Source organism: Serratia sp. CY76391 (assembly GCF_052166695.1).
GTDB classification, from domain to species: domain Bacteria; phylum Pseudomonadota; class Gammaproteobacteria; order Enterobacterales; family Enterobacteriaceae; genus Serratia; species Serratia nematodiphila.
This window is the reverse complement of the sequence record NZ_JBJNOJ010000012.1, coordinates 21,388-40,197: the sequence shown is the minus strand read 5'-3', so window position 1 is coordinate 40,197 and position 18,810 is coordinate 21,388. Positions and strand designations below refer to the sequence as shown.

The window sequence follows — 18,810 nt, the reverse complement described above, 5'->3', positions numbered from 1 at the left end:
GAACATGCTTTATCCGAATGAAGAACAGCTGTATGCCGCCATCGCCTGGCAGGATTGCACCGGCGATTTCGAAGACATTCTGTATCACAAGTCCGCCGACGGCATCGCCAAAATCACCATCAACCGGCCGCAGGTGCGCAACGCGTTTCGCCCGCAAACGGTCAAAGAGATGATCGACGCGCTGGCCAACGCCCGTTATGACGACGGCATCGGCGTCATTATTCTCACCGGCGCCGGCGATAAGGCCTTCTGCTCCGGCGGCGATCAGAAAGTGCGCGGCGACTACGGCGGCTATCGCGACGACAGCGGCGTACATCACCTCAACGTGCTGGACTTCCAGCGCCAGATCCGCACCTGCCCGAAACCGGTGGTGGCGATGGTGGCCGGCTATTCGATCGGCGGCGGCCACGTGCTGCACATGATGTGCGATCTGACCATCGCGGCGGATAACGCCATCTTCGGCCAGACCGGCCCGAAAGTGGGCTCGTTCGACGGCGGCTGGGGCGCGTCTTACATGGCGCGCATCGTCGGCCAGAAGAAGGCGCGCGAAATCTGGTTCCTGTGCCGCCAGTACGACGCCGCCGCCGCGCTGGACATGGGCCTGGTCAATACCGTGGTGCCGCTGGCCGATCTGGAAAAAGAGACGGTGCGCTGGTGCCGCGAAATGCTGCAGAACAGCCCGATGGCGCTGCGCTGCCTGAAGGCGGCGCTGAATGCCGACTGCGACGGCCAGGCCGGTTTGCAGGAGCTGGCGGGCAACGCCACCATGTTGTTCTACATGACCGACGAAGGGCAGGAAGGGCGCAATGCCTTCAACGAGAAGCGCCAGCCGGATTTCAGCAAATTCAAGCGTAACCCGTAATGAGCGGGGCAAACCGCAGCGCGGCGCTATACCGTTACAGCCTGCCGATGGAGGCGGGCGTGGTGCTGCGCAATCAGCGGTTGAAAACGCGTGACGGATGGGTGGTGCAGCTGTGTCAGGGCGAGCGTGAGGGGTGGGGCGAGATCGCGCCGCTGCCGGAGTTCAGCCGGGAAACGCTGGAACAGGCCGAACGGGCCGCATTGGACTGGCTGCAGGCGTGGCTGGCGGGCAACGAACCGGATGACAGCGAGCTGCCCTCGGTGGCCTTTGGGCTCAGCTGTGCGCAGGCCGAGCTGGAGCAGCGTTTGCCGACGCAGGCGGATTTCCGCAAGGCGCCGCTGTGTACCGGCGATCCGGACGAGCTGTTCGAGACATTGAGCGCTTTGCCGGGCGAGAAAATCGCCAAGGTGAAAGTAGGGCTGTATGAGGCGGTGCGCGACGGCATGATCGTCAACGTGCTGCTGGAGGCGCTGCCGGATCTGCGGCTGCGGCTGGATGCCAACCGCAGTTGGACCCGCGCCAAGGCCGACGGCTTCGCCAAATACGTCAACCCGGCGTGGCGCGATCGCATCGCCTTTTTGGAGGAGCCCTGCAAGACCCGTGATGAATCGCGCGATTTCGCCCGGGCGACCGGCATTGCCATCGCCTGGGATGAGAGCGTGCGCGAGGCGGATTTTGTGGTGCAGGCCGAGCCGGGCGTGGCGGCCATCGTGATCAAACCGACGCTGGTCGGCAGCCTGGCGCGTTGCCAGACGCTGGTGGCGCAGGCGCACGCGGCGGGCCTGACGGCGGTGATCAGTTCCAGCCTCGAATCCAGCCTGGGGTTGAGCCAACTGGCGCGCATCGCCCATTGGCTGACGCCGGATACCGTGCCGGGTCTGGACACGCTGGGATTGATGATGGCGCAGGTGCTGCGCCCGTGGCCGGGCAGCGCGTTGCCGCTGCTGGATGTTTCGGCGCTGGAGTGTCTATGGCGCGGTTAAGCGATTGGCCGTGGCGGCACTGGGCGCGCCTTCAGCCGCAGGCGACGGCGCTGTTGCTCGGCGAACGGCCGCTGAGCTGGCTGGCGTTGCAAAGCCAGGTGGATGAACTGGCGGCGGATTTTCAGCACCAGGGCGTAGAACCGGGCTGCGGCGTGGCGCTGTGCGGTAAAAACAGCTATCCGCTGCTGCTGGCCTATCTGGCGCTGCTGCAGTGCGGCGCGCGTCTGTTGCCGCTCAATCCCGCCTTGCCGACGCCGCTGCTGGCGCAGCTGTTGCCGGAGTTGGATATGACCTTTGTCTTCGGCCCGGATCCGTTGCCGGCGCTGCCGGAAGAGGTGATTCGATTGACCCCGCCCTCGACCGAGCCGCGTTGGCCGAACCTGCCGATGTGGGAGGCGCAGCGTCTGGCGACGCTGACGTTGACTTCCGGTTCCAGCGGCATGCCGAAGGCGGCGGCGCACAGCTACGCCAATCATCTGGCCAGCGCCGCCGGGGTGTTGCAGCTGATGGATTTTCAACGCGAGGATTGCTGGCTGTTGTCACTGCCGCTGTTTCACGTCTCCGGCCAGGGCATCGTCTGGCGCTGGTTGGCGGCGGGCGCGCGGCTGGCGGTGCGCGAGACGCACCCGCTGGCGGAGGCATTGGCAGGATGCACGCATGCTTCGCTGGTGCCGACGCAGCTCTGGCGGCTGTTGGCGCAACCGCTGACGGGCATGACGTTGAAAGCGGTGCTGCTCGGCGGCGCGATGATCCCGGTGGAGCTGACCGAACGGGCGGAGGCGGCGGGGATCCGCTGCTGGTGCGGCTACGGGCTGACCGAACTGGCCTCCACGGTGTGCGCCAAGCGCGCCGATGCGCGGCCGGGCGTCGGCCTGCCGCTCGACGGCCGCGAAGTAAAACTGGTGGACGAAGAGGTCTGGATCCGCGCCGACAGCCTGGCGCTCGGCTACTGGCGCCATGGGCATCTGCAGCCGTTGGCCGATGAGCAGGGCTGGTTCGCGACTCGCGATCGCGGCGTGATGGCTGAGGGGGAACTGCGCATTCTCGGCCGGCTGGACAACCTGTTTTTCAGCGGCGGCGAAGGGGTGCAGCCCGAGGATATCGAACGCGTGCTGGCGGCGCACCCGCAGATCACGCAGGCGTTTGTGGTACCGATGGCGGACGCTGAGTTCGGCCAGCGGCCGGTGGCGGTGATCGACGGCGATCCGGCGCTGTCGTTGGGGGCGCTGCTCGCCTGGTCGCAGAACCAGCTGGCCAATTTCCAACGCCCGGTGGCGTTGCTCCCGTTACCCGAGGAACTGAAAAACGGCGGCATCAAGATTTCGCGCCGCCAGTTGCAGCAGTGGGTGGCGCAGCGTCTCTCCCAGGCATAAAAAAGCCGCCCGAAAGGGCGGCTGAGTGGATGGCTGCAGGGGGTTATTTCAGCCCCAACGCCTTGGCGACACCGGCACCGTAGTCCGGGTGCACCTTGGTGAACAGCTCGACCTGACGGCGCTGGATCTGTTCCGGCACCTGCGACAGTTCGCCGGCGATGCGGGTGAACATGCGCTGGTGCTCTTCGGCGCTCAGCAGGTTGAACAGCGCGCGCGGCTGGCTGTAGTAATCGTCGTCTTCACGATGGTTCCAGTGGTCGGCCGCGCCCTCAATGCTCAGCGGTGGTTCGCTGAAGTCCGGCTGCTCCTGGAACAGGCCGAAGCTGTTTGGTTCGTAGGTGGCGCCATTGCCGCTGTTGCCGTCCACGCGCATCGCGCCGTCGCGATGGTAGTTGTGGAACGGGCATTTGGCGCCGTTCACCGGGATCTGGTGGTGGTTGACGCCCAGACGGTAGCGGTGCGCATCGCCATAGGAGAACAGACGGCCCTGCAGCATTTTATCCGGCGAGAAACTGATGCCCGGCACCACGTTGGCGGGGTTCATCGCCACCTGCTCGACCTCGGAGAAGTAGTTGTCGGGATTGCGGTTCAGCTCGAAATAACCGACGTCGATCAGCGGGTAGTCGCCGTGCGGCCACACCTTGGTCAGATCGAATGGGTTATACGGCGTCTGCGAGGCCTCGTGTTCCGGCATGATCTGAATTTGCAGCTTCCAGCGCGGGAAGTCGCCGCGTTTGATCGCCTCGAACAGATCGCGCTGTGAGCTTTCGCGATCCTTGGCGATGATCGCTTCTGCCTCTTCATCCATCAGGTTTTCAATGCCTTGTTCGCAGCGGAAGTGGAATTTCACCCAGAAACGTTCGTTGGCGGCATTGATAAAGCTGAAGGTGTGGCTGCCGAAGCCGTGCATGTGGCGGTAGGACTTCGGAATACCGCGATCGCTGAAGTCGATGGTCAGCTGGTGCAGCGATTCCGGCAGGTGAGAGAAGAAGTCCCACTTGTAGACCGGGTTGCGCAGATTGGTATGCGGATCGCGTTTCACCACGTGGTTGAGATCGGGGAATTTCAGCGGATCGCGCAGATAGAACACCGGCGTATCGTTACCCACCAGATCCCAGTTACCTTCTTCGGTATAGAACTTCATGGCGAAGCCGCGAATGTCGCGTTCGGCGTCGGCGGCGCCGCGTTCACCGGCGACGGTGGAGAAGCGGATAAACATGTCGGTCTGCTTACCGATTTCGGAGAAGATCTTGGCGCGGGTGTAGCGGGTGATGTCGTGGGTGACGGTAAAGGTGCCGTAGGCGCCGGATCCCTTGGCGTGCATGCGGCGCTCGGGGATGACCTCACGGTCGAAGTGGGCCAGTTTTTCCAGGAACCACACGTCCTGCAACAGCATCGGGCCGCGTTTGCCCGCGGTGATCACGTTATTGTTATCGACAACCGGGGCGCCGGCTGCGGTGGTCAGTCCTTTCTTGCTCATCACTTGCTCCTTATCGTAGTGCAGTTAAGTAAAGACTCGGGCGGTTTAAGCGTTCATCAGCATAGTCCTTTGGCGGGGCTTCTTCCCCTGACCTTGGTCAAAGCCACTACTAGTTGTAGCCCTATTGCCGAGCGACGGCAAATAGGTCTCGGTTATCGTTGGCATCGCCTTGACGAATATGGATTGTTGTTTGCAAATATTTACATTTATTTGATTATTGAAGAATTTTTTCGCTTTTACCCCTTAAATACGCATTGAGCTTTGGTATAGACTCGTGACGTTATTATTATGCGTTGATTCGATCATTCGGTACGGATGACAAACCAGAGGGAAAGATGATGAAAAAGACTTGGGTCGCGTGCGCGGCAGGATTGCTGTTGGTGACCGGCGCGGCGAACGCCATCAGCGTGTCGGGCGAAGCCGGGCAGCACTACACCAATCTGGGCGTTGGCATGAGCACCGGCTCTTCAGGTCTGGGCCTGACCGGCAACTGGGCGCGCAGCGACCATGACGGCAACGTCGGCAGCGTGGGGTTGAACTTCGGCGTGCCGCTGGGGCCGTTGACGGCGACCGTGGGCGCCAAGGCGCTGTACCTCAGCCCGAAAGACGGGAAGAGCGGCGGGGCGGTGGCGCTGGGCGGCGGCCTGGAGTGGGAGATTAACCGTTACTTCAGCCTGCACGGCGAAGGTTACTTTGCCCCTGAGTCTTTCACCAGCGGCGTGAAGGCCTATAACGAAGCCAGCGGCGGCCTGCGCTGGAAGTTCCGTCCGCTGAGCGTGGACGTGGGCTACCGTTACATGCAGATGGAAGGCAAAGACGGGCGTCGCGACAACACCCTGGCCGATGGCCCTTATGTCGGCGTAGGGCTGAGCTTCTGACGCTCAGCAAAAAGGGGCCATTGCGGCCCCTTTCTCTTTATCATTTCTTGTCTTTCGTCGCTTACCCGACCGCCGGCAGCATGCCGCTGGCGATGCCCAGTTGGATGGCGATCACCGTTACCCCGCAGACAAACACCAACGCCAGCGCAGGGGTGCCGCCCCAGACGCGATACTGCGCCTGATGTTTTTGACGCGTCTTCCACACCAGCAGCGAAGGCAGCAGCAGCGCCAACACCGACAAGGCGATGGCGGCGAATCCCAGCGCCAGCACGAAACCGCGCGGATAGAACAGCGCGAAGGCCAGCGGCGGCAGGAAGGTGATGGCGCCGGTTTGCAGGCGGCCACGCACGTTATCTTGCCGCTTGAACAGGTCGGCCAGGAAATCGAACAGCCCGAGCGCCACGCCGAGGAACGAGGTTGCCAGCGCCAGATCGGCGAACAGATGCACCGCCAGTTCAACGTGCGGCGAAGCCACCGCGTCGCGCACCGCCTGCAACAGGCCGTTCAGCCCGGCCTGCTGCGCCAGAATGCCGACGAAGGTGTCGGAGCTGATGCTGCCCAGCGTCGCCAGTTGCCAGAAGATATAGGCCATCAGCGGGATGGCGCTGCCGATGATAAACACCCACCGCAGTTTGCGAATGTTGCCACCCATGTAGTTGACGATGCTCGGCACGCTGCCGTGGAAACCGAAAGAGGTGAAGATCACCGGAATGGCCGACAGCGCCAGGCCTTGCTCCAGCGGCAACGTCATCAGGTTGGTTTGGTGGATATTCGGCAACATCAGGCCGAGCATCACCACCAGAAACACCACTTTGGCGCTGAACAGGATGCGGTTGAACAAGTCGACCGAGTGGGTGCCGATGCACACCACGCCACCGGCCACCAGGGTGAACAGCAGGACGCCGAGCGACACCGGGAAGTCCTGTGACGTCCATTGGCTGATGCTGGTGGCAAGCAGTTCGCCGGCGCCGCTAATGTAGGCGGCGGTGAGGGCGTACATCAGGAACATCATGCTGAAGCTGGTCAGCCACTGGCCGCCGCCGCCGAGATAACGTTTGGCGAGGGTACCCAGGCCGGTATCCGCCTGCTCATGCTGGTAAACCTCTACCAGCAGCAGCGCGGTGTAACACATCAACAGCCACAGCCCGACCAGTAAGGCCAGCGTGACGCCGAAGCCGACGCCGGCCGCCGCCAGCGGCATCGCCAGCATCCCGGCGCCAATGGTGGTGCCCGCCACGATAAAAACACTGCCAAGAGTGCGATTCTTCACGTTTTTTCTCTACCAGCCGAAAGATTTTGAAAATTATAGGTAACGATTTATGAGGATGGCAGGATAGTGGAAGCCCTAATTTGTGTCAAACCGGCGTTACGCATGGTGTATATAAATATTTACATCGTGGCGGCCGGCATGGCACATGAGAAACGAACCCATGGCTGAAATTATCCGCAGGCGGCTAGTGAAAAGTTATTTACGGGCTTCTATAGTGGAATGACCAAAAAATGTGGGAGAGATCAATGTTAAGGGTGGAGATGCTCAGCACCGGCGATGAGGTGCTGCACGGGCAAATTATTGATACCAACGCCGCCTGGCTGGCGGACTACCTGTTCCAGCAGGGGGTGCCGATGAGCGGGCGTGAAACGGTCGGGGACAGCCTCTCTGCGTTGATCGAGATCCTGCAGGAACGCAGCCACATCGCCGATGTGTTGATCGTCAACGGCGGCCTGGGGCCGACCAGCGACGATCTCAGCGCGCTGGCCGCCGCGAAAGCCAGCGGCGTAGAGCTGGTCGAACGGGCTGACTGGTTGGCGCGCATGGAAGCCTATTTCGCCGAGCGCGGGCGGCCGATGGCCCCTTCCAATCGCAAGCAGGCGCAGATCCCGGCCAACGCGGAAATGCTGGATAATCCGGTAGGCACCGCCTGCGGGTTCGCGCTGCAGCTGAACCAATGCCTGATGTTCTTCACCCCCGGCGTGCCGTCGGAATTCAAAGTGATGGTTGAACAGCAGATCGTACCGCGTCTGCGCCAGCGCTTCACCTTGCCGGCGCCGCCGCTGTGCCTGCGCCTGACCACCTTCGGCACCTCCGAGAGCGATCTGGCCGCCGAGCTGGACGGCATGCCGCTGCCGCCGGATGTGGTGTTGGGTTACCGTTCCTCCAGTCCGATCATCGAACTGAAGCTGACCGGGCCGGAAAGCCGGCGTGCGGAAATGGAGCTGGCCTGGCGACGCGTGCGCGAAGTGGCGGGGGACAACTGCATCTTTGAAGGCACCGACGGGTTGCCGGCGACGCTGACGCAGCGTCTGAATCAGCAGGGGCTGAAGCTGGCGTTGAGCGAGCAGTTCAGCGGCGGTTTGATCAATCTGCAGCTGCAGAGCGAAGGGGCGCCGCTGGCGGGGGGCGAGCTGCTGCCGGCGCACTGCATCGAAACGCTGGAAACGACGCTGGCGCGCGCCCGCTCGCTGGCAGAATTGACCGGTGCGCCGTTGGCGTTGGCGGTCAGCGCCATGCGCGATGAGCAGGTGAGCATTGCGCTGCACACGCCGCGCGGCGGCATTGGCCAGACCGTGCGTTATCGCGCGTCGCGCCACGGCCTGCGGCTGCGTCAGGAGTCGGTGGCGATGCTGGCGTTGGATATGCTGCGCCGCTGGCTGAATGGGGGCCAGGCGTGCGGTAAAAACGCCTGGCTGGAGGTGGTGGACATTATCGAGTGACGGGTATTGGCGTTGCTGAGTCTCCCGTCTTGTCGGCTTCATCGCGCTGCATCAGCCGTTCGGACGCCAGGCGTGAAAGACGTATTGCCGCGGCGCCTCGCGTTTGCAGCTCTCTACCGTAGTTCCTGAGCGCCTGCGCGGCGCTGTCTGAGTGCGTCAGATGCGCCGCCAGGCTGGCGGCGTCTGCCAGCGCGGTGTTGGCGCCGAGCCCACCCGCCGGGCTCATGGCGTGCACGGCGTCGCCGAGAAAGGCGATGCGTTCGCTGTGCCATTCTGGCATCGCCGCCGTAACGTGCACCGTCCGCACGCTGAGCGACAGGGGATCCGCCAGCGCTAACGCCGTTTGCAAGGCGGGCGCCCATCCCTGCGAGATATGCCGTACGCGCGCCTGCAGCGCAGCGGTTCCCTCAGTTCGCACCGGCCCGCCGAGACGCTCAGCCGATCCGATACAGGCCCAATAGAGATAGTCGTCGACCGGTGAGAGGCGGCAATCGGGCGCGCAGTCGGCCGCCAGCTGCGCCATGGGGGCCTGAAAGCGCATCGGTTCAACCACCAGCGACACGCCGTCGGCGAAGATCACCGATACGCCGTTCAGCAGCTCGGGGGCCAATTGGGCCCCGGTCGCCGCATCGAGCGGTGTTTTACCGTAAAGGGTGACCGCGCCGCTGTCTTTGGGCCCTGCCTCAGGCAGGCAGCGCCGCTGTACCAGCGAGTTGACGCCGTCGGCGGCGATCAGCACATCGACCCGCACTTGCTCGCCGTTGGCGAACTGCAGTTCCACGCCCTGCGGCGTTTGTGCAAATTCACGCAAGGTATGGCCGAAGCGCACCTGGTCTTGCAGACCGGCAAGCAGGATCTCGCGCAGCGTTTGGCGATGAATGCCGAGATCGCCGCTCGGTTCTTGCGTTTGTCGCTGGCTGGAGGGCAACCAGTGCTCGGGACGCCGGCCGGTGAGCGGGGCAAGCTGCGGATCCCATAGATTGCTCTCGCCGCTGTTTTGCGCGCTGCCGGCGCAGAGCAACCGGTAGTGTGCCGGCGGCAGGCAGGCGGCCAGCGCCTGCTGGCCCGACGGATCGATGCGCAGCCGGTAGCCCTGATCGCGCGCCTGCGGTGTGGCGTCGCGTTCAAATACCGTGGCGTGGATGCCGAAACGGCGCAGTCCCTGAGCCAGACACAGGCCGCCGGGCCCGGCGCCGATAATGCCAATGCTGAGTGTTGTCATCATGTTCCCTTGTGAAACAGTGGCCACAGACGGTAGCGGCCGGAAGCATTTCATTATGTCGGCGCAGGAAAAGGTTGGTATAACGGTATCTGGACTTAAAATAGTGATTAGTGGCCAATATGGATGCAAACCTTCATGCCCTCGACGCTGACTGCAGCGAATGGTCCGCGGGCCCCTGGCTTATCGCTCTTGGCGGCCGCGACGCGGCAGGCCGGGAGTATCGGTTGGGCACGCGAGAATACGACTGGCATCAGCATGTGCGCGGGCAGTTGCTGTGCGTCGAAAGCGGCTTGCTGCATGTACGCACGGCGCAGGGCGATTGGGTGCTGCCGCCTCAGCGGGCGGGTTGGATCCCGCCGGCGACGGAGCACCGGGTGCAGGTCTGCGGCGCGCTGAGCGGCTGGAGTTTGCTGCTGGCGCCGGAGGCCTGCCACGATCTGTCGAATACACCTTGCGTTATCGGCATCAGCGCCGTGCTGCAGGCGCTGGCTCAGCGTGCGGAAGGCTGGGATAAACGCTGCGCGCTTACCCTGGAGCAGGATCGTATGGCGCAGGTGATGCGGGATGAGATACGTCAGGCGCCGACGGAGCCGCTGTATTTGCCGATGTCGTCCCATCCGCGCCTGGCCGGCGTTCTGCAGGCCTTGCTGGCGCAACCGGGGAGCGAACGTTCACTGGAGGCGTGGGCTGAATGGGGGGCGATGTCGCCGCGTACCTTGCGGCGGCTGATGATCGGCGAGACGGGGTTGAGTTTTGCCCAGTGGCGTCAGCAGGCCCGGTTGTCATATGCATTGGCGAAGCTGGCCGAAGGCGAAACGGTGCTGCAGATTGCGGAGGCGCTGGGGTATGCCTCGCCGAGCAATTTTATCGCCATGTTTCGTAAAGCCTTCGGCGATTCCCCGGCGCGTTATTTTGCCACATCGGCGGGAAAGGGGCGCTAAGCGAAATACTTTGAGGATAGTTATATATCCCTGATTAATCATAATCTTATAGGGGATATTCGCGGTGAGGGAATGCTGTTACTCTCTTGACGGGTGCTTGAGACTGTTCGTCTTGGGCATTGTGTGACAAGGCGGATAGATGAAAGCCCCAAACTGACTCTCAATCAGAATGGGGCTGCCCTAACGCCTAGACACCGTTATGGTAGCCCCTTCACAGCAAGGAGGCAAGCATGCGCTTAAGGCATGTGTTTCACTCGCTAACCGTTGTATGTATTACGGTTTTGTTATTTATCTGGATGATAAGAGACTCGCTGTGCGAGCTGAAAATCTACCAGGAAAATATCACTATCCTGATCAGGTTGGCGTGTGAGGTGAAGCGGTAATCCTAGGGCGGGGGCAACCCCGCCTTCTGGTCTCCAGGCGCGGTTTCCGGCACCCGACTTTACATTTCCAGCTCGATATCCGTCAGCGGCATGCAGCAGCAGGGCAGGATTTCGCCGGCGTTGATAAACGCCAGCGGCTGTTGGCGGTAGGCCACTTCGCCTTTCACCAGCTTCAGGCGGCAGGCGCCGCAATAGCCGGAGCGGCATTGGTACTCCACCTGCACGTCGTGCAGTTCCAGCACGTCGAGCAGGCAGTTTTCACTGTTAGGGCAAGAGAGCTGCGTGCCGGCGGCGCGCAGCGTTACGGTTGGCGTCGCCATCGCTTACAGTTCGAAGTCGCTCAGGTCGTCGGCGTTGATCTCCGAGTCGATCTGGCCAACCAGGTAGGAGCTCACTTCCACTTCCTGCGGCGCTACCTGCACGTTGTCGGACACCAACCAGGCGTTGATCCACGGGATCGGGTTGGAGCGGGTTTCGAACGGCAGACCGAGGCCGACCGCCTGCATGCGGATATTGGTGATGTATTCCACATACTGGCACAGGATGTCTTTATTCAGGCCAATCATCGAGCCGTCGCGGAACAGGTATTCCGCCCACTCTTTCTCCTGCTGAGCGGCCAGCACGAACAGATCGTAGCACTCTTGCTGGCACTCCTCGGCGATCTCCGCCATTTCAGGATCGTCCGCACCTGAACGCATCAGGTTCAGCATGTGCTGGGTGCCGGTCAGGTGCAGCGCTTCGTCGCGGGCGATCAGCTTGATGATCTTGGCGTTGCCTTCCATCAATTCGCGCTCAGCGAACGCGAAGGAGCAGGCAAAGCTGACGTAGAAACGGATCGCTTCCAGCGCGTTCACGCTCATCAGGCACAGGTACAGCTGCTTCTTCAGCGCACGCAGATTGACGGTGACGGTTTTACCGTTCACCTGGTGGGTGCCTTCACCCAACAGGTGATAGTAGCTGGTCATCTCGATCAGATCGTCGTAATAGCCTGAAATGTCTTTCGCGCGCTTCTTGATCTCTTCGTTGGTGACGATGTCGTCGAACACCAGCGCCGGATCGTTGACGATGTTGCGGATGATGTGGGTGTAGGAACGGGAGTGGATGGTCTCGGAGAACGACCAGGTTTCCACCCAGGTTTCCAGTTCAGGGATCGAGATCAGCGGCAGCAGGGCGACGTTCGGGCTGCGGCCCTGAATGGAGTCCAGCAGGGTCTGATACTTCAGGTTGCTGATGAAGATGTGCTTCTCGTGCTCCGGCAGCGCCTGATAATCGATGCGATCGCGAGAGACGTCAACCTCTTCCGGGCGCCAGAAGAAGGAGAGCTGTTTTTCGATCAGTTTTTCGAAGATTTCATGCTTTTGCTGGTCGAAACGCGCAACGTTTACCGATTGGCCGAAGAACATCGGCTCTTGCAGCTGGTCGTTTTTGGTCTGAGAAAAAGTGGTGTAAGCCATAAGCCTGAATCCATCGTAACGTGGCTAAATGAAGGGGCCGGAAAATTCCGGCCCGCTAGGTCAAACTTTAGATCTTGCAGGCGCCGCTTTCGCAGTCGTCATCGCCGGCCTTGGCAGGCTGCAAATCTTCCTGGGCGTCTTCCGCGCCGTCGCGGGTGTTTTGGTAGTACAGCGTTTTCACGCCGAACTTGTAGGTGGTGAGCAGGTCTTTCAACAGCTGCTTCATCGGCACCTTGCCGCCCGGGAAGCGGGTCGGATCGTAGTTGGTGTTGGCCGAAATCGACTGGTCGATGAATTTCTGCATCAGCCCCACCAGCTGCAGATAGCCGTCGTTGCTCGGCATTTCCCACAGCAGCTCGTAGTTGTCTTTCAGACGCTCATACTCCGGCACTACCTGGCGCAGGATGCCGTCTTTCGACGCCTTGATGCTGATGTGGCCGCGCGGCGGCTCGATGCCGTTGGTGGCGTTGGAAATCTGCGAAGAGGTTTCCGACGGCATCAGGGCGGACAGCGTCGAGTTGCGCAGACCGGTTTCCTGGATCTCTTTACGCAGGGTTTCCCAGTCGTAGTGCAGCGGTTCGTTGCAGATCGCATCCAGGTCTTTCTTGTAGGTGTCGATCGGCAGGATACCCTGCGAATAGGTGGTTTCTTTGAACCACGGGCAAGCGCCTTGTTCCTGAGCCAGGCGGTTGGAGGCTTTCAGCAGGTAGTACTGAATGGCTTCGAACGTTTTGTGGGTCAGGTTGTTGGCGCTGCCATCGGAGTAGCGCACGCCGTTCTTCGCCAGGTAATAGGCGAAGTTGATCACGCCAATACCCAGGGTGCGACGCCCCATCGCGCCACGGTGTGCGGCCTTGATCGGATAATCCTGATAATCCAGCAGGGCGTCGAGTGAACGCACCGCCAGGGTAGCCAGTTCTTCCAGATCGTCCAGGCTGTCGATCGCGCCCAGGTTGAAGGCGGACAGGGTGCACAGTGCAATTTCGCCGTTCTCGTCGTTGACGTCTTCCAGCGGCTTGGTCGGCAGGGCGATTTCCAGGCACAGGTTGGACTGACGCACCGGCGCGATCTGCGGATCGAACGGGCTGTGGGTGTTGCAGTGGTCGACGTTCTGGATGTAGATGCGGCCGGTAGAGGCGCGCTCTTGCATCATTAGCGAGAACAGCTCAACCGCTTTCACGCGCTTCTGGCGAATGCTGTCGTCTTTTTCGTACTGGGTGTACAGACGCTCGAATTCGTCCTGATCGGCGAAGAATGCGTCATACAGCCCCGGCACGTCGGACGGGCTGAACAGGGTGATGTCTTCGCCCTTGATCAGACGCTGGTACATCAGACGGTTCAGCTGCACGCCGTAGTCCATGTGACGCACGCGGTTGCCTTCAACGCCGCGGTTGTTTTTCAGCACCAGCAGGCTTTCCACTTCCAGGTGCCACATCGGGTAGAACAGCGTTGCCGCGCCACCGCGCACGCCGCCCTGCGAGCAGGATTTGACGGCGGTCTGGAAGTGTTTGTAGAACGGGATGCAGCCGGTATGGAAAGCTTCCCCGCCACGGATCGGGCTGCCCAGCGCGCGGATGCGGCCGGCGTTGATGCCGATGCCGGCGCGTTGCGAAACGTATTTCACAATGGCGCTGGAGGTGGCGTTGATGGAGTCCAGGCTGTCGCCGCACTCGATCAGCACGCAGGAGCTGAACTGGCGGGTTGGGGTGCGCACGCCGGACATGATCGGCGTAGGCAGCGAAATCTTGAAGGTGGAAATCGCGTCGTAGAAACGTTTGACGTAGTCCAGACGAGTTTCACGCGGGTAGTTGGAGAACAGGCACGCGGACACCAGCATGTACAGGAACTGGGCGCTTTCGTAGATCTCGCCGCTGACGCGGTTCTGCACCAGATACTTGCCTTCCAGCTGCTTGACGGCGGCATAAGAGAAGTTCATGTCGCGCCAGTGATCGATAAAGGAGTCCATCTGCTCGAACTCTTCAGCGCTGTAGTCTTCCAGCAGATGTTTATCGTATTTGCCCATCTCGACCATGCGCGTCACGTGAGCGTGCAGCTTCGGCGGCTCGAATTGGCCGTAAGCCTTTTTACGCAAGTGGAAGATCGCCAGGCGAGCGGCCAGGTACTGATAGTCCGGCGCATCGCGGGAGATCAGATCGGCAGCGGCTTTGATGATGGTTTCGTGAATGTCGGCGGTTTTGATGCCGTCATAAAACTGAATGTGGGAACGCAACTCTACTTGAGAAACCGAGACGTTGTGCAATCCTTCTGCGGCCCAATCGATGACCCGGTGGATTTTGTCGAGGTTGATGCGCTCTTTACGGCCATCGCGTTTAGTTACAAGCAGACTTTGGTTCATGTGGTGTTTTACCTGTCCGTATGGTGCCCCTAAGCAGAAGTGTAGTCGCTCTGCTCAGTATGTAAACACTATATATAGGGGTTGTATGTCGGTGAGGTAACAAGATAGTGAGAAAAAACGGCGTTTGCAAGTGAACAAAACCGGCCTAATTTGTGGATAACTTGGGGGTGAAATGTAACTTGCCGTTCGCAGTGCGCGCCGTGACTGGCGCGACAAGCTTGTCAATAAGCGAGATCAGATTTTCCTTAAAAACTGAAAAAACCGATCGTTTGGCGCTTTATTAAACGTTAGAAAAAAACGGCATATTGATCTGATTTAATATTCTAAAAAACTGTTTACAACCGCTATTTTGATCGAAGTCGCGAAAATTAGGTATTTTTCAGAATACGTCAATGGCGCCGCCCCCCGGTAATGCAGGGCCGGCGCGGTTTACCGCGTTTAACCTTCGTGCTGGGTGTGCACCATGTAGTTTACGTCAACGTTGCGCCCAAGCTTGAAATGATCGGTGATCGGGTTGTAATGCAGGCCGATCATGTGCTTTTCGCGCAGCGGCGTGCCGTCGACCCAGCCGATCAGTTCGGAAGGGCGAATAAACTTCTTATGATCGTGGGTGCCCTGCGGCACCATCTTCAGCACGTACTCCGCGCCGATCACCGCCATCAGCCAGGCTTTGGTGTTGCGGTTGATGGTGGAGAAGAACACGTGGCCGCCCGGTTTCACCAGTTGGGCGCAGGCGCGCACCACCGAGGCCGGATCGGGCACGTGCTCCAGCATCTCCATGCAGGTGACCACGTCGTAGCGCTGCGGATTGGCCTGAGCGTGGCTTTCCACCGTCTCCTGCACATAGGTGACGTCCATACCGCTTTCCAGCGCGTGCAGCCGGGCGACCTGCAGCGGCTCTGCGCCCATGTCCAGCCCGGTTACCTTGGCGCCTTCGCGCGCCATGCTCTCCGCCAGAATGCCGCCGCCGCAGCCCACGTCGAGCACCTGCTTGTCAAAAATGCCGCCGGCGCGCTGCATGATGTAGTTCAGGCGCAGCGGGTTGATGCGGTGCAGCGGTTTGAACTCGCCTTCCAGATCCCACCAGCGGGAGGCGACGGCCTCGAACTTGGCGATTTCCTGGTGGTCAACGTTTTGCACTCGGCTGGATGATTCTGCGTTCATGGGCTTGTCTGGCTCCTTGTTCTCGTTGCGCGGATTATACATGTTCCAGCGCGGCATCGTCTGTGCCGATGCGTTTTTAGCGCACTTATCTGCACAATTTCCGTGAAACAGCGGCGGTTATTTTCCCGTAAAGCGTGCTTTGTGATATAGTTTTACACCTTTGCCACTATGGCAGCGGGCAGATGAATCATTAGTAGAGGGATAGCAGCTCCATGAGCGACCTTGCCAGAGAAATCACACCGGTAAACATCGAAGACGAGTTGAAAAACTCGTATCTGGACTATGCGATGTCCGTTATTGTCGGACGTGCGCTGCCAGATGTTCGTGATGGACTGAAGCCGGTTCACCGCCGCGTTCTGTACGCGATGAGCGTATTGGGTAACGACTGGAATAAACCATACAAGAAATCGGCCCGTGTCGTCGGGGACGTGATCGGTAAATATCACCCGCACGGTGACAGCGCGGTTTACGACACTATCGTGCGTATGGCTCAGCCGTTTTCACTGCGCTACATGCTGGTGGACGGCCAGGGTAACTTCGGTTCCGTCGACGGCGACTCCGCGGCGGCGATGCGTTATACCGAAGTGCGCATGTCCAAGATTGCTCACGAACTGTTGGCGGATCTGGAAAAAGAAACCGTCGACTTCGTGCCTAACTATGATGGCACCGAGCAGATCCCGGCCGTCATGCCGACCAAGATCCCGAACCTGCTGGTCAACGGCTCGTCGGGCATCGCCGTGGGCATGGCCACCAATATTCCGCCGCACAACCTGGCGGAAGTCGTCAACGGCTGCCTGGCCTATATCGACGATGAAAACATCAGCATCGAAGGGCTGATGGAACACATCCCGGGGCCGGACTTCCCGACGGCGGCGATCATCAACGGCCGCCGTGGCATTGAAGAGGCCTACCGCACCGGGCGCGGCAAAGTCTACCTGCGCGCGCGCGCGGAAGTGGAAGCCGACGCCAAGACCGGGCGCGAAACCATCATCGTTCACGAAATCCCGTATCAGGTGAACAAGGCGCGTCTGATCGAGAAGATCGCCGAGCTGGTGAAAGAAAAACGCGTGGAAGGCATCAGCGCGCTGCGCGACGAGTCCGATAAAGACGGCATGCGCATCGTGATCGAAGTCAAACGCGACGCGGTCGGCGAAGTGGTGCTGAACAACCTGTATGCGCTGACGCAACTGCAGGTCACCTTCGGCATCAACATGGTCGCGCTGCATCAGGGGCAGCCTAAACTGCTGAACCTGAAAGACATCCTCGAAGCCTTCGTGCGCCACCGCCGCGAAGTGGTCACCCGCCGCACCATCTTCGAACTGCGCAAGGCCCGTGACCGCGCCCATATCCTGGAAGCGCTGGCCATCGCGCTCGCCAACATCGATCCGATCATCGAGCTGATTCGCCGTGCGCCGACCCCGGCGGAAGCGAAAGTCGCGCTGGTGGCGCAGCCGTGGGATCTGGGCAACGTCAGCGCCATGCTGGAACGCGCCGGTGACGACGCCGCTCGCCCTGAGTGGCTGGAGCCGGAGTTCGGCATCCGCGACGGCAAATACTACCTGACCGAGCAGCAGGCTCAGGCGATTCTGGATCTGCGCCTGCAGAAACTGACCGGCCTGGAGCACGAGAAGCTGCTGGACGAATATAAAGAACTGCTCAACTTTATCGCCGAGCTGATCTTTATTCTGGAAAGCCCAGAGCGCCTGATGGAAGTGATCCGCGAAGAGCTGGTGGCGGTCAAAGAGCTGTACAACGACGGCCGCCGCACCGAGATCACCGCCAATACTTCCGACATCAACATCGAAGACCTGATCAACCAGGAAGACGTGGTGGTGACCCTGTCTCACCAGGGCTACGTGAAGTATCAGCCGCTGTCCGACTATGAAGCGCAGCGCCGCGGCGGCAAAGGCAAGTCCGCCGCGCGTATTAAAGAAGAAGACTTTATCGATCGCCTGCTGGTGGCCAACACCCACGATACGATCCTGTGCTTCTCCAGCCGTGGCCGCCTGTATTGGATGAAGGTGTACCAACTGCCTGAAGCCAGCCGTGGCGCGCGCGGTCGCCCAATCGTCAACCTGCTGCCGCTGGAAGCCGATGAGCGTATCACCGCCATTCTGCCGGTGCGCGAGTATGAAGAAGGGCGCCACGTGTTCATGGCCACCGCCAGCGGTACCGTGAAGAAAACTGCGCTGACCGAGTTCAGCCGCCCACGCAGCGCCGGCATCATCGCCGTCAACCTCAACGAGGGCGACGAGCTGATCGGTGTCGATCTGACCGACGGCAGCAACGAAGTGATGTTGTTCTCCGCCAACGGTAAAGTGGTGCGCTTCCCGGAAACGCAGGTGCGTTCGATGGGCCGTACCGCGACCGGCGTGCGCGGCATCAACCTCGGCGAAGGCGACAGCGTGATCTCACTGATCGTGCCGCGCGGCGAGGGTGACATCCTGACCGTGACGCAAAACGGCTTCGGTAAACGCACCGCGGTGACCGAGTATCCGACCAAGTCACGCGCCACTCAGGGGGTTATCTCCATCAAGGTGAGCGAGCGTAACGGCCAGGTGGTCGGCGCCGTGCAGGTGGAAACCAGCGATCAGATCATGATGATCACTGATGCCGGCACGCTGGTGCGTACCCGCGTTTCGGAAGTCAGCGTGGTCGGTCGTAACACCCAGGGCGTGACGCTGATCCGCACGGCGGAAGACGAAAACGTCGTCGGTCTGCAGCGCGTGGCCGAACCGGTGGAAGACGAAGAGCTGGACAGCCTGGAACCGGGCGCGGAAGCGGTGGAAGAAGACACCACGCCGCTGGACGATGGCGACGACGCGGCTGAGCCGATGGACGACGACAACGTTTAAGCAAGGTGAGGGCGTCGGCATGCCGACACCGTAATGCACTGAGACAGAAGGGCCTGGCAGCGATGCTAGGCCCTTTTTCAGTTATATGGTTTAATTGGCGCACCGAGCCGCCGGCCGCCGCGCCGGCGACAACGCGCGCCGTCACTG

At 60.9% G+C, this 18,810-nt stretch carries 15 protein-coding genes; 8 read left to right on the top strand and 7 right to left on the bottom strand.

Annotated features, from left to right (window positions below; translation table 11 throughout):
• The first annotated feature begins 4 nt into the window (after positions 1-4).
• The 3 genes from menB to menE are packed head-to-tail and all read left to right on the top strand — an operon-like array spanning position 5 to position 3,218.
• A complete protein-coding gene (menB, locus tag ACJ8PN_RS19850) occupies positions 5-862 on the top strand; it encodes a 1,4-dihydroxy-2-naphthoyl-CoA synthase (RefSeq protein ID WP_033635308.1) in 858 nt (285 codons plus the stop codon).
• Positions 862-1,845, top strand: a complete 984-nt coding sequence (gene menC, locus ACJ8PN_RS19845; RefSeq protein ID WP_351109440.1) for an o-succinylbenzoate synthase — start codon at positions 862-864, stop codon at positions 1,843-1,845. Before menB ends, menC begins: the two co-directional genes overlap by 1 nt.
• On the top strand, positions 1,833-3,218 hold the full coding sequence (menE, locus tag ACJ8PN_RS19840; protein ID WP_351109438.1) for an o-succinylbenzoate--CoA ligase: 1,386 nt from the start codon (positions 1,833-1,835) through the stop codon (positions 3,216-3,218). The genes menC and menE overlap by 13 nt, the downstream gene beginning before the upstream one ends.
• 43 nt (positions 3,219-3,261) lie before the next feature.
• Here menE and katA read toward each other — a convergent pair whose 3' ends face one another.
• Entirely contained in the window at positions 3,262-4,698 is a 1,437-nt protein-coding gene (gene katA / locus ACJ8PN_RS19835) for a catalase KatA (RefSeq protein ID WP_015378563.1), read from the bottom strand.
• A gap of 338 nt (positions 4,699-5,036) precedes the next feature.
• Here katA and ACJ8PN_RS19830 point away from each other — a divergent pair, with 338 nt between their 5' ends.
• Positions 5,037-5,576 (top strand): YfaZ family outer membrane protein, encoded by a 540-nt coding sequence (locus tag ACJ8PN_RS19830; RefSeq protein WP_004935943.1) that lies wholly within the window; start codon positions 5,037-5,039, stop codon positions 5,574-5,576.
• 61 nt (positions 5,577-5,637) lie between these two features.
• Here ACJ8PN_RS19830 and tyrP read toward each other — a convergent pair whose 3' ends face one another.
• On the bottom strand, positions 5,638-6,846 hold the full coding sequence (gene tyrP, locus ACJ8PN_RS19825; protein WP_015378562.1) for a tyrosine transporter TyrP: 1,209 nt from the start codon (positions 6,844-6,846) through the stop codon (positions 5,638-5,640).
• Between the two features lie 245 nt (positions 6,847-7,091).
• Here tyrP and ACJ8PN_RS19820 point away from each other — a divergent pair, with 245 nt between their 5' ends.
• Positions 7,092-8,288: a nicotinamide mononucleotide deamidase-related protein YfaY gene (locus tag ACJ8PN_RS19820; protein WP_044030807.1), complete on the top strand. Its 1,197-nt coding sequence runs from the start codon at positions 7,092-7,094 to the stop codon at positions 8,286-8,288.
• On the opposite strand, the gene ACJ8PN_RS19815 is transcribed toward ACJ8PN_RS19820, so the two are convergent.
• Complete coding sequence (locus tag ACJ8PN_RS19815; protein ID WP_437188605.1) at positions 8,278-9,513, bottom strand: FAD-dependent oxidoreductase; 1,236 nt, start codon at positions 9,511-9,513, stop codon at positions 8,278-8,280. The two genes, ACJ8PN_RS19820 and ACJ8PN_RS19815, sit on opposite strands and share 11 nt — an antisense overlap.
• Positions 9,514-9,734: 221 nt before the next feature.
• Between ACJ8PN_RS19815 and ACJ8PN_RS19810 the strand changes: the two genes are divergently transcribed.
• Together ACJ8PN_RS19810 and ACJ8PN_RS19805 are read left to right on the top strand one after the other, a co-directional pair.
• Positions 9,735-10,451 carry an AraC family transcriptional regulator gene (locus ACJ8PN_RS19810; RefSeq protein WP_253718477.1) on the top strand — a complete coding sequence of 239 codons (717 nt, stop codon included), beginning with the start codon at positions 9,735-9,737 and terminating at the stop codon, positions 10,449-10,451.
• A gap of 230 nt (positions 10,452-10,681) precedes the next feature.
• Positions 10,682-10,834, top strand: coding sequence for a Hok/Gef family protein (locus tag ACJ8PN_RS19805; protein WP_004935921.1), 153 nt, complete (start codon positions 10,682-10,684; stop codon positions 10,832-10,834).
• A gap of 59 nt (positions 10,835-10,893) precedes the next feature.
• Here ACJ8PN_RS19805 and yfaE read toward each other — a convergent pair whose 3' ends face one another.
• The 4 genes from yfaE to ubiG all read right to left on the bottom strand — a co-directional run bounded on the left by yfaE (position 10,894) and on the right by ubiG (position 15,808).
• Positions 10,894-11,154 carry a class I ribonucleotide reductase maintenance protein YfaE gene (gene yfaE / locus ACJ8PN_RS19800; RefSeq protein ID WP_015378558.1) on the bottom strand — a complete coding sequence of 87 codons (261 nt, stop codon included), beginning with the start codon at positions 11,152-11,154 and terminating at the stop codon, positions 10,894-10,896.
• Positions 11,155-11,157: 3 nt separating this feature from the next.
• Positions 11,158-12,288: a class Ia ribonucleoside-diphosphate reductase subunit beta gene (gene nrdB / locus ACJ8PN_RS19795; protein WP_004935915.1), complete on the bottom strand. Its 1,131-nt coding sequence runs from the start codon at positions 12,286-12,288 to the stop codon at positions 11,158-11,160.
• Between the two features lie 67 nt (positions 12,289-12,355).
• Entirely contained in the window at positions 12,356-14,644 is a 2,289-nt protein-coding gene (gene nrdA / locus ACJ8PN_RS19790) for a class 1a ribonucleoside-diphosphate reductase subunit alpha (protein ID WP_004935912.1), read from the bottom strand.
• Positions 14,645-15,082: 438 nt separating this feature from the next.
• Complete coding sequence (ubiG, locus tag ACJ8PN_RS19785; RefSeq protein ID WP_004935909.1) at positions 15,083-15,808, bottom strand: bifunctional 2-polyprenyl-6-hydroxyphenol methylase/3-demethylubiquinol 3-O-methyltransferase UbiG; 726 nt, start codon at positions 15,806-15,808, stop codon at positions 15,083-15,085.
• A 212-nt stretch (positions 15,809-16,020) separates the two neighbouring features.
• Here ubiG and gyrA point away from each other — a divergent pair, with 212 nt between their 5' ends.
• Positions 16,021-18,663 (top strand): DNA topoisomerase (ATP-hydrolyzing) subunit A, encoded by a 2,643-nt coding sequence (gene gyrA / locus ACJ8PN_RS19780; RefSeq protein ID WP_004935906.1) that lies wholly within the window; start codon positions 16,021-16,023, stop codon positions 18,661-18,663.
• Positions 18,664-18,810: the final 147 nt, after the last annotated feature.

Excerpts from the sequence above, each read along its gene's own strand:
- ACJ8PN_RS19820 (WP_044030807.1), top strand. The coding sequence starts at position 7,092 with ATGTTAAGGGTGGAGATGCTCAGCACCGGCGATGAGGTGCTGCACGGG.
- ACJ8PN_RS19830 (WP_004935943.1), top strand. The coding sequence starts at position 5,037 with ATGAAAAAGACTTGGGTCGCGTGCGCGGCAGGATTGCTGTTGGTGACC.
- katA (WP_015378563.1), bottom strand. The coding sequence starts at position 4,698 with ATGAGCAAGAAAGGACTGACCACCGCAGCCGGCGCCCCGGTTGTCGAT.
- gyrA (WP_004935906.1), top strand. The coding sequence starts at position 16,021 with ATGAGCGACCTTGCCAGAGAAATCACACCGGTAAACATCGAAGACGAG.
- ACJ8PN_RS19805 (WP_004935921.1), top strand. The coding sequence starts at position 10,682 with ATGCGCTTAAGGCATGTGTTTCACTCGCTAACCGTTGTATGTATTACG.
- nrdB (WP_004935915.1), bottom strand. The coding sequence starts at position 12,288 with ATGGCTTACACCACTTTTTCTCAGACCAAAAACGACCAGCTGCAAGAG.
- yfaE (WP_015378558.1), bottom strand. The coding sequence starts at position 11,154 with ATGGCGACGCCAACCGTAACGCTGCGCGCCGCCGGCACGCAGCTCTCT.
- menC (WP_351109440.1), top strand. The coding sequence starts at position 862 with ATGAGCGGGGCAAACCGCAGCGCGGCGCTATACCGTTACAGCCTGCCG.
- ubiG (WP_004935909.1), bottom strand. The coding sequence starts at position 15,808 with ATGAACGCAGAATCATCCAGCCGAGTGCAAAACGTTGACCACCAGGAA.
- nrdA (WP_004935912.1), bottom strand. The coding sequence starts at position 14,644 with ATGAACCAAAGTCTGCTTGTAACTAAACGCGATGGCCGTAAAGAGCGC.
- ACJ8PN_RS19815 (WP_437188605.1), bottom strand. The coding sequence starts at position 9,513 with ATGATGACAACACTCAGCATTGGCATTATCGGCGCCGGGCCCGGCGGC.
- menB (WP_033635308.1), top strand. The coding sequence starts at position 5 with ATGCTTTATCCGAATGAAGAACAGCTGTATGCCGCCATCGCCTGGCAG.
- menE (WP_351109438.1), top strand. The coding sequence starts at position 1,833 with ATGGCGCGGTTAAGCGATTGGCCGTGGCGGCACTGGGCGCGCCTTCAG.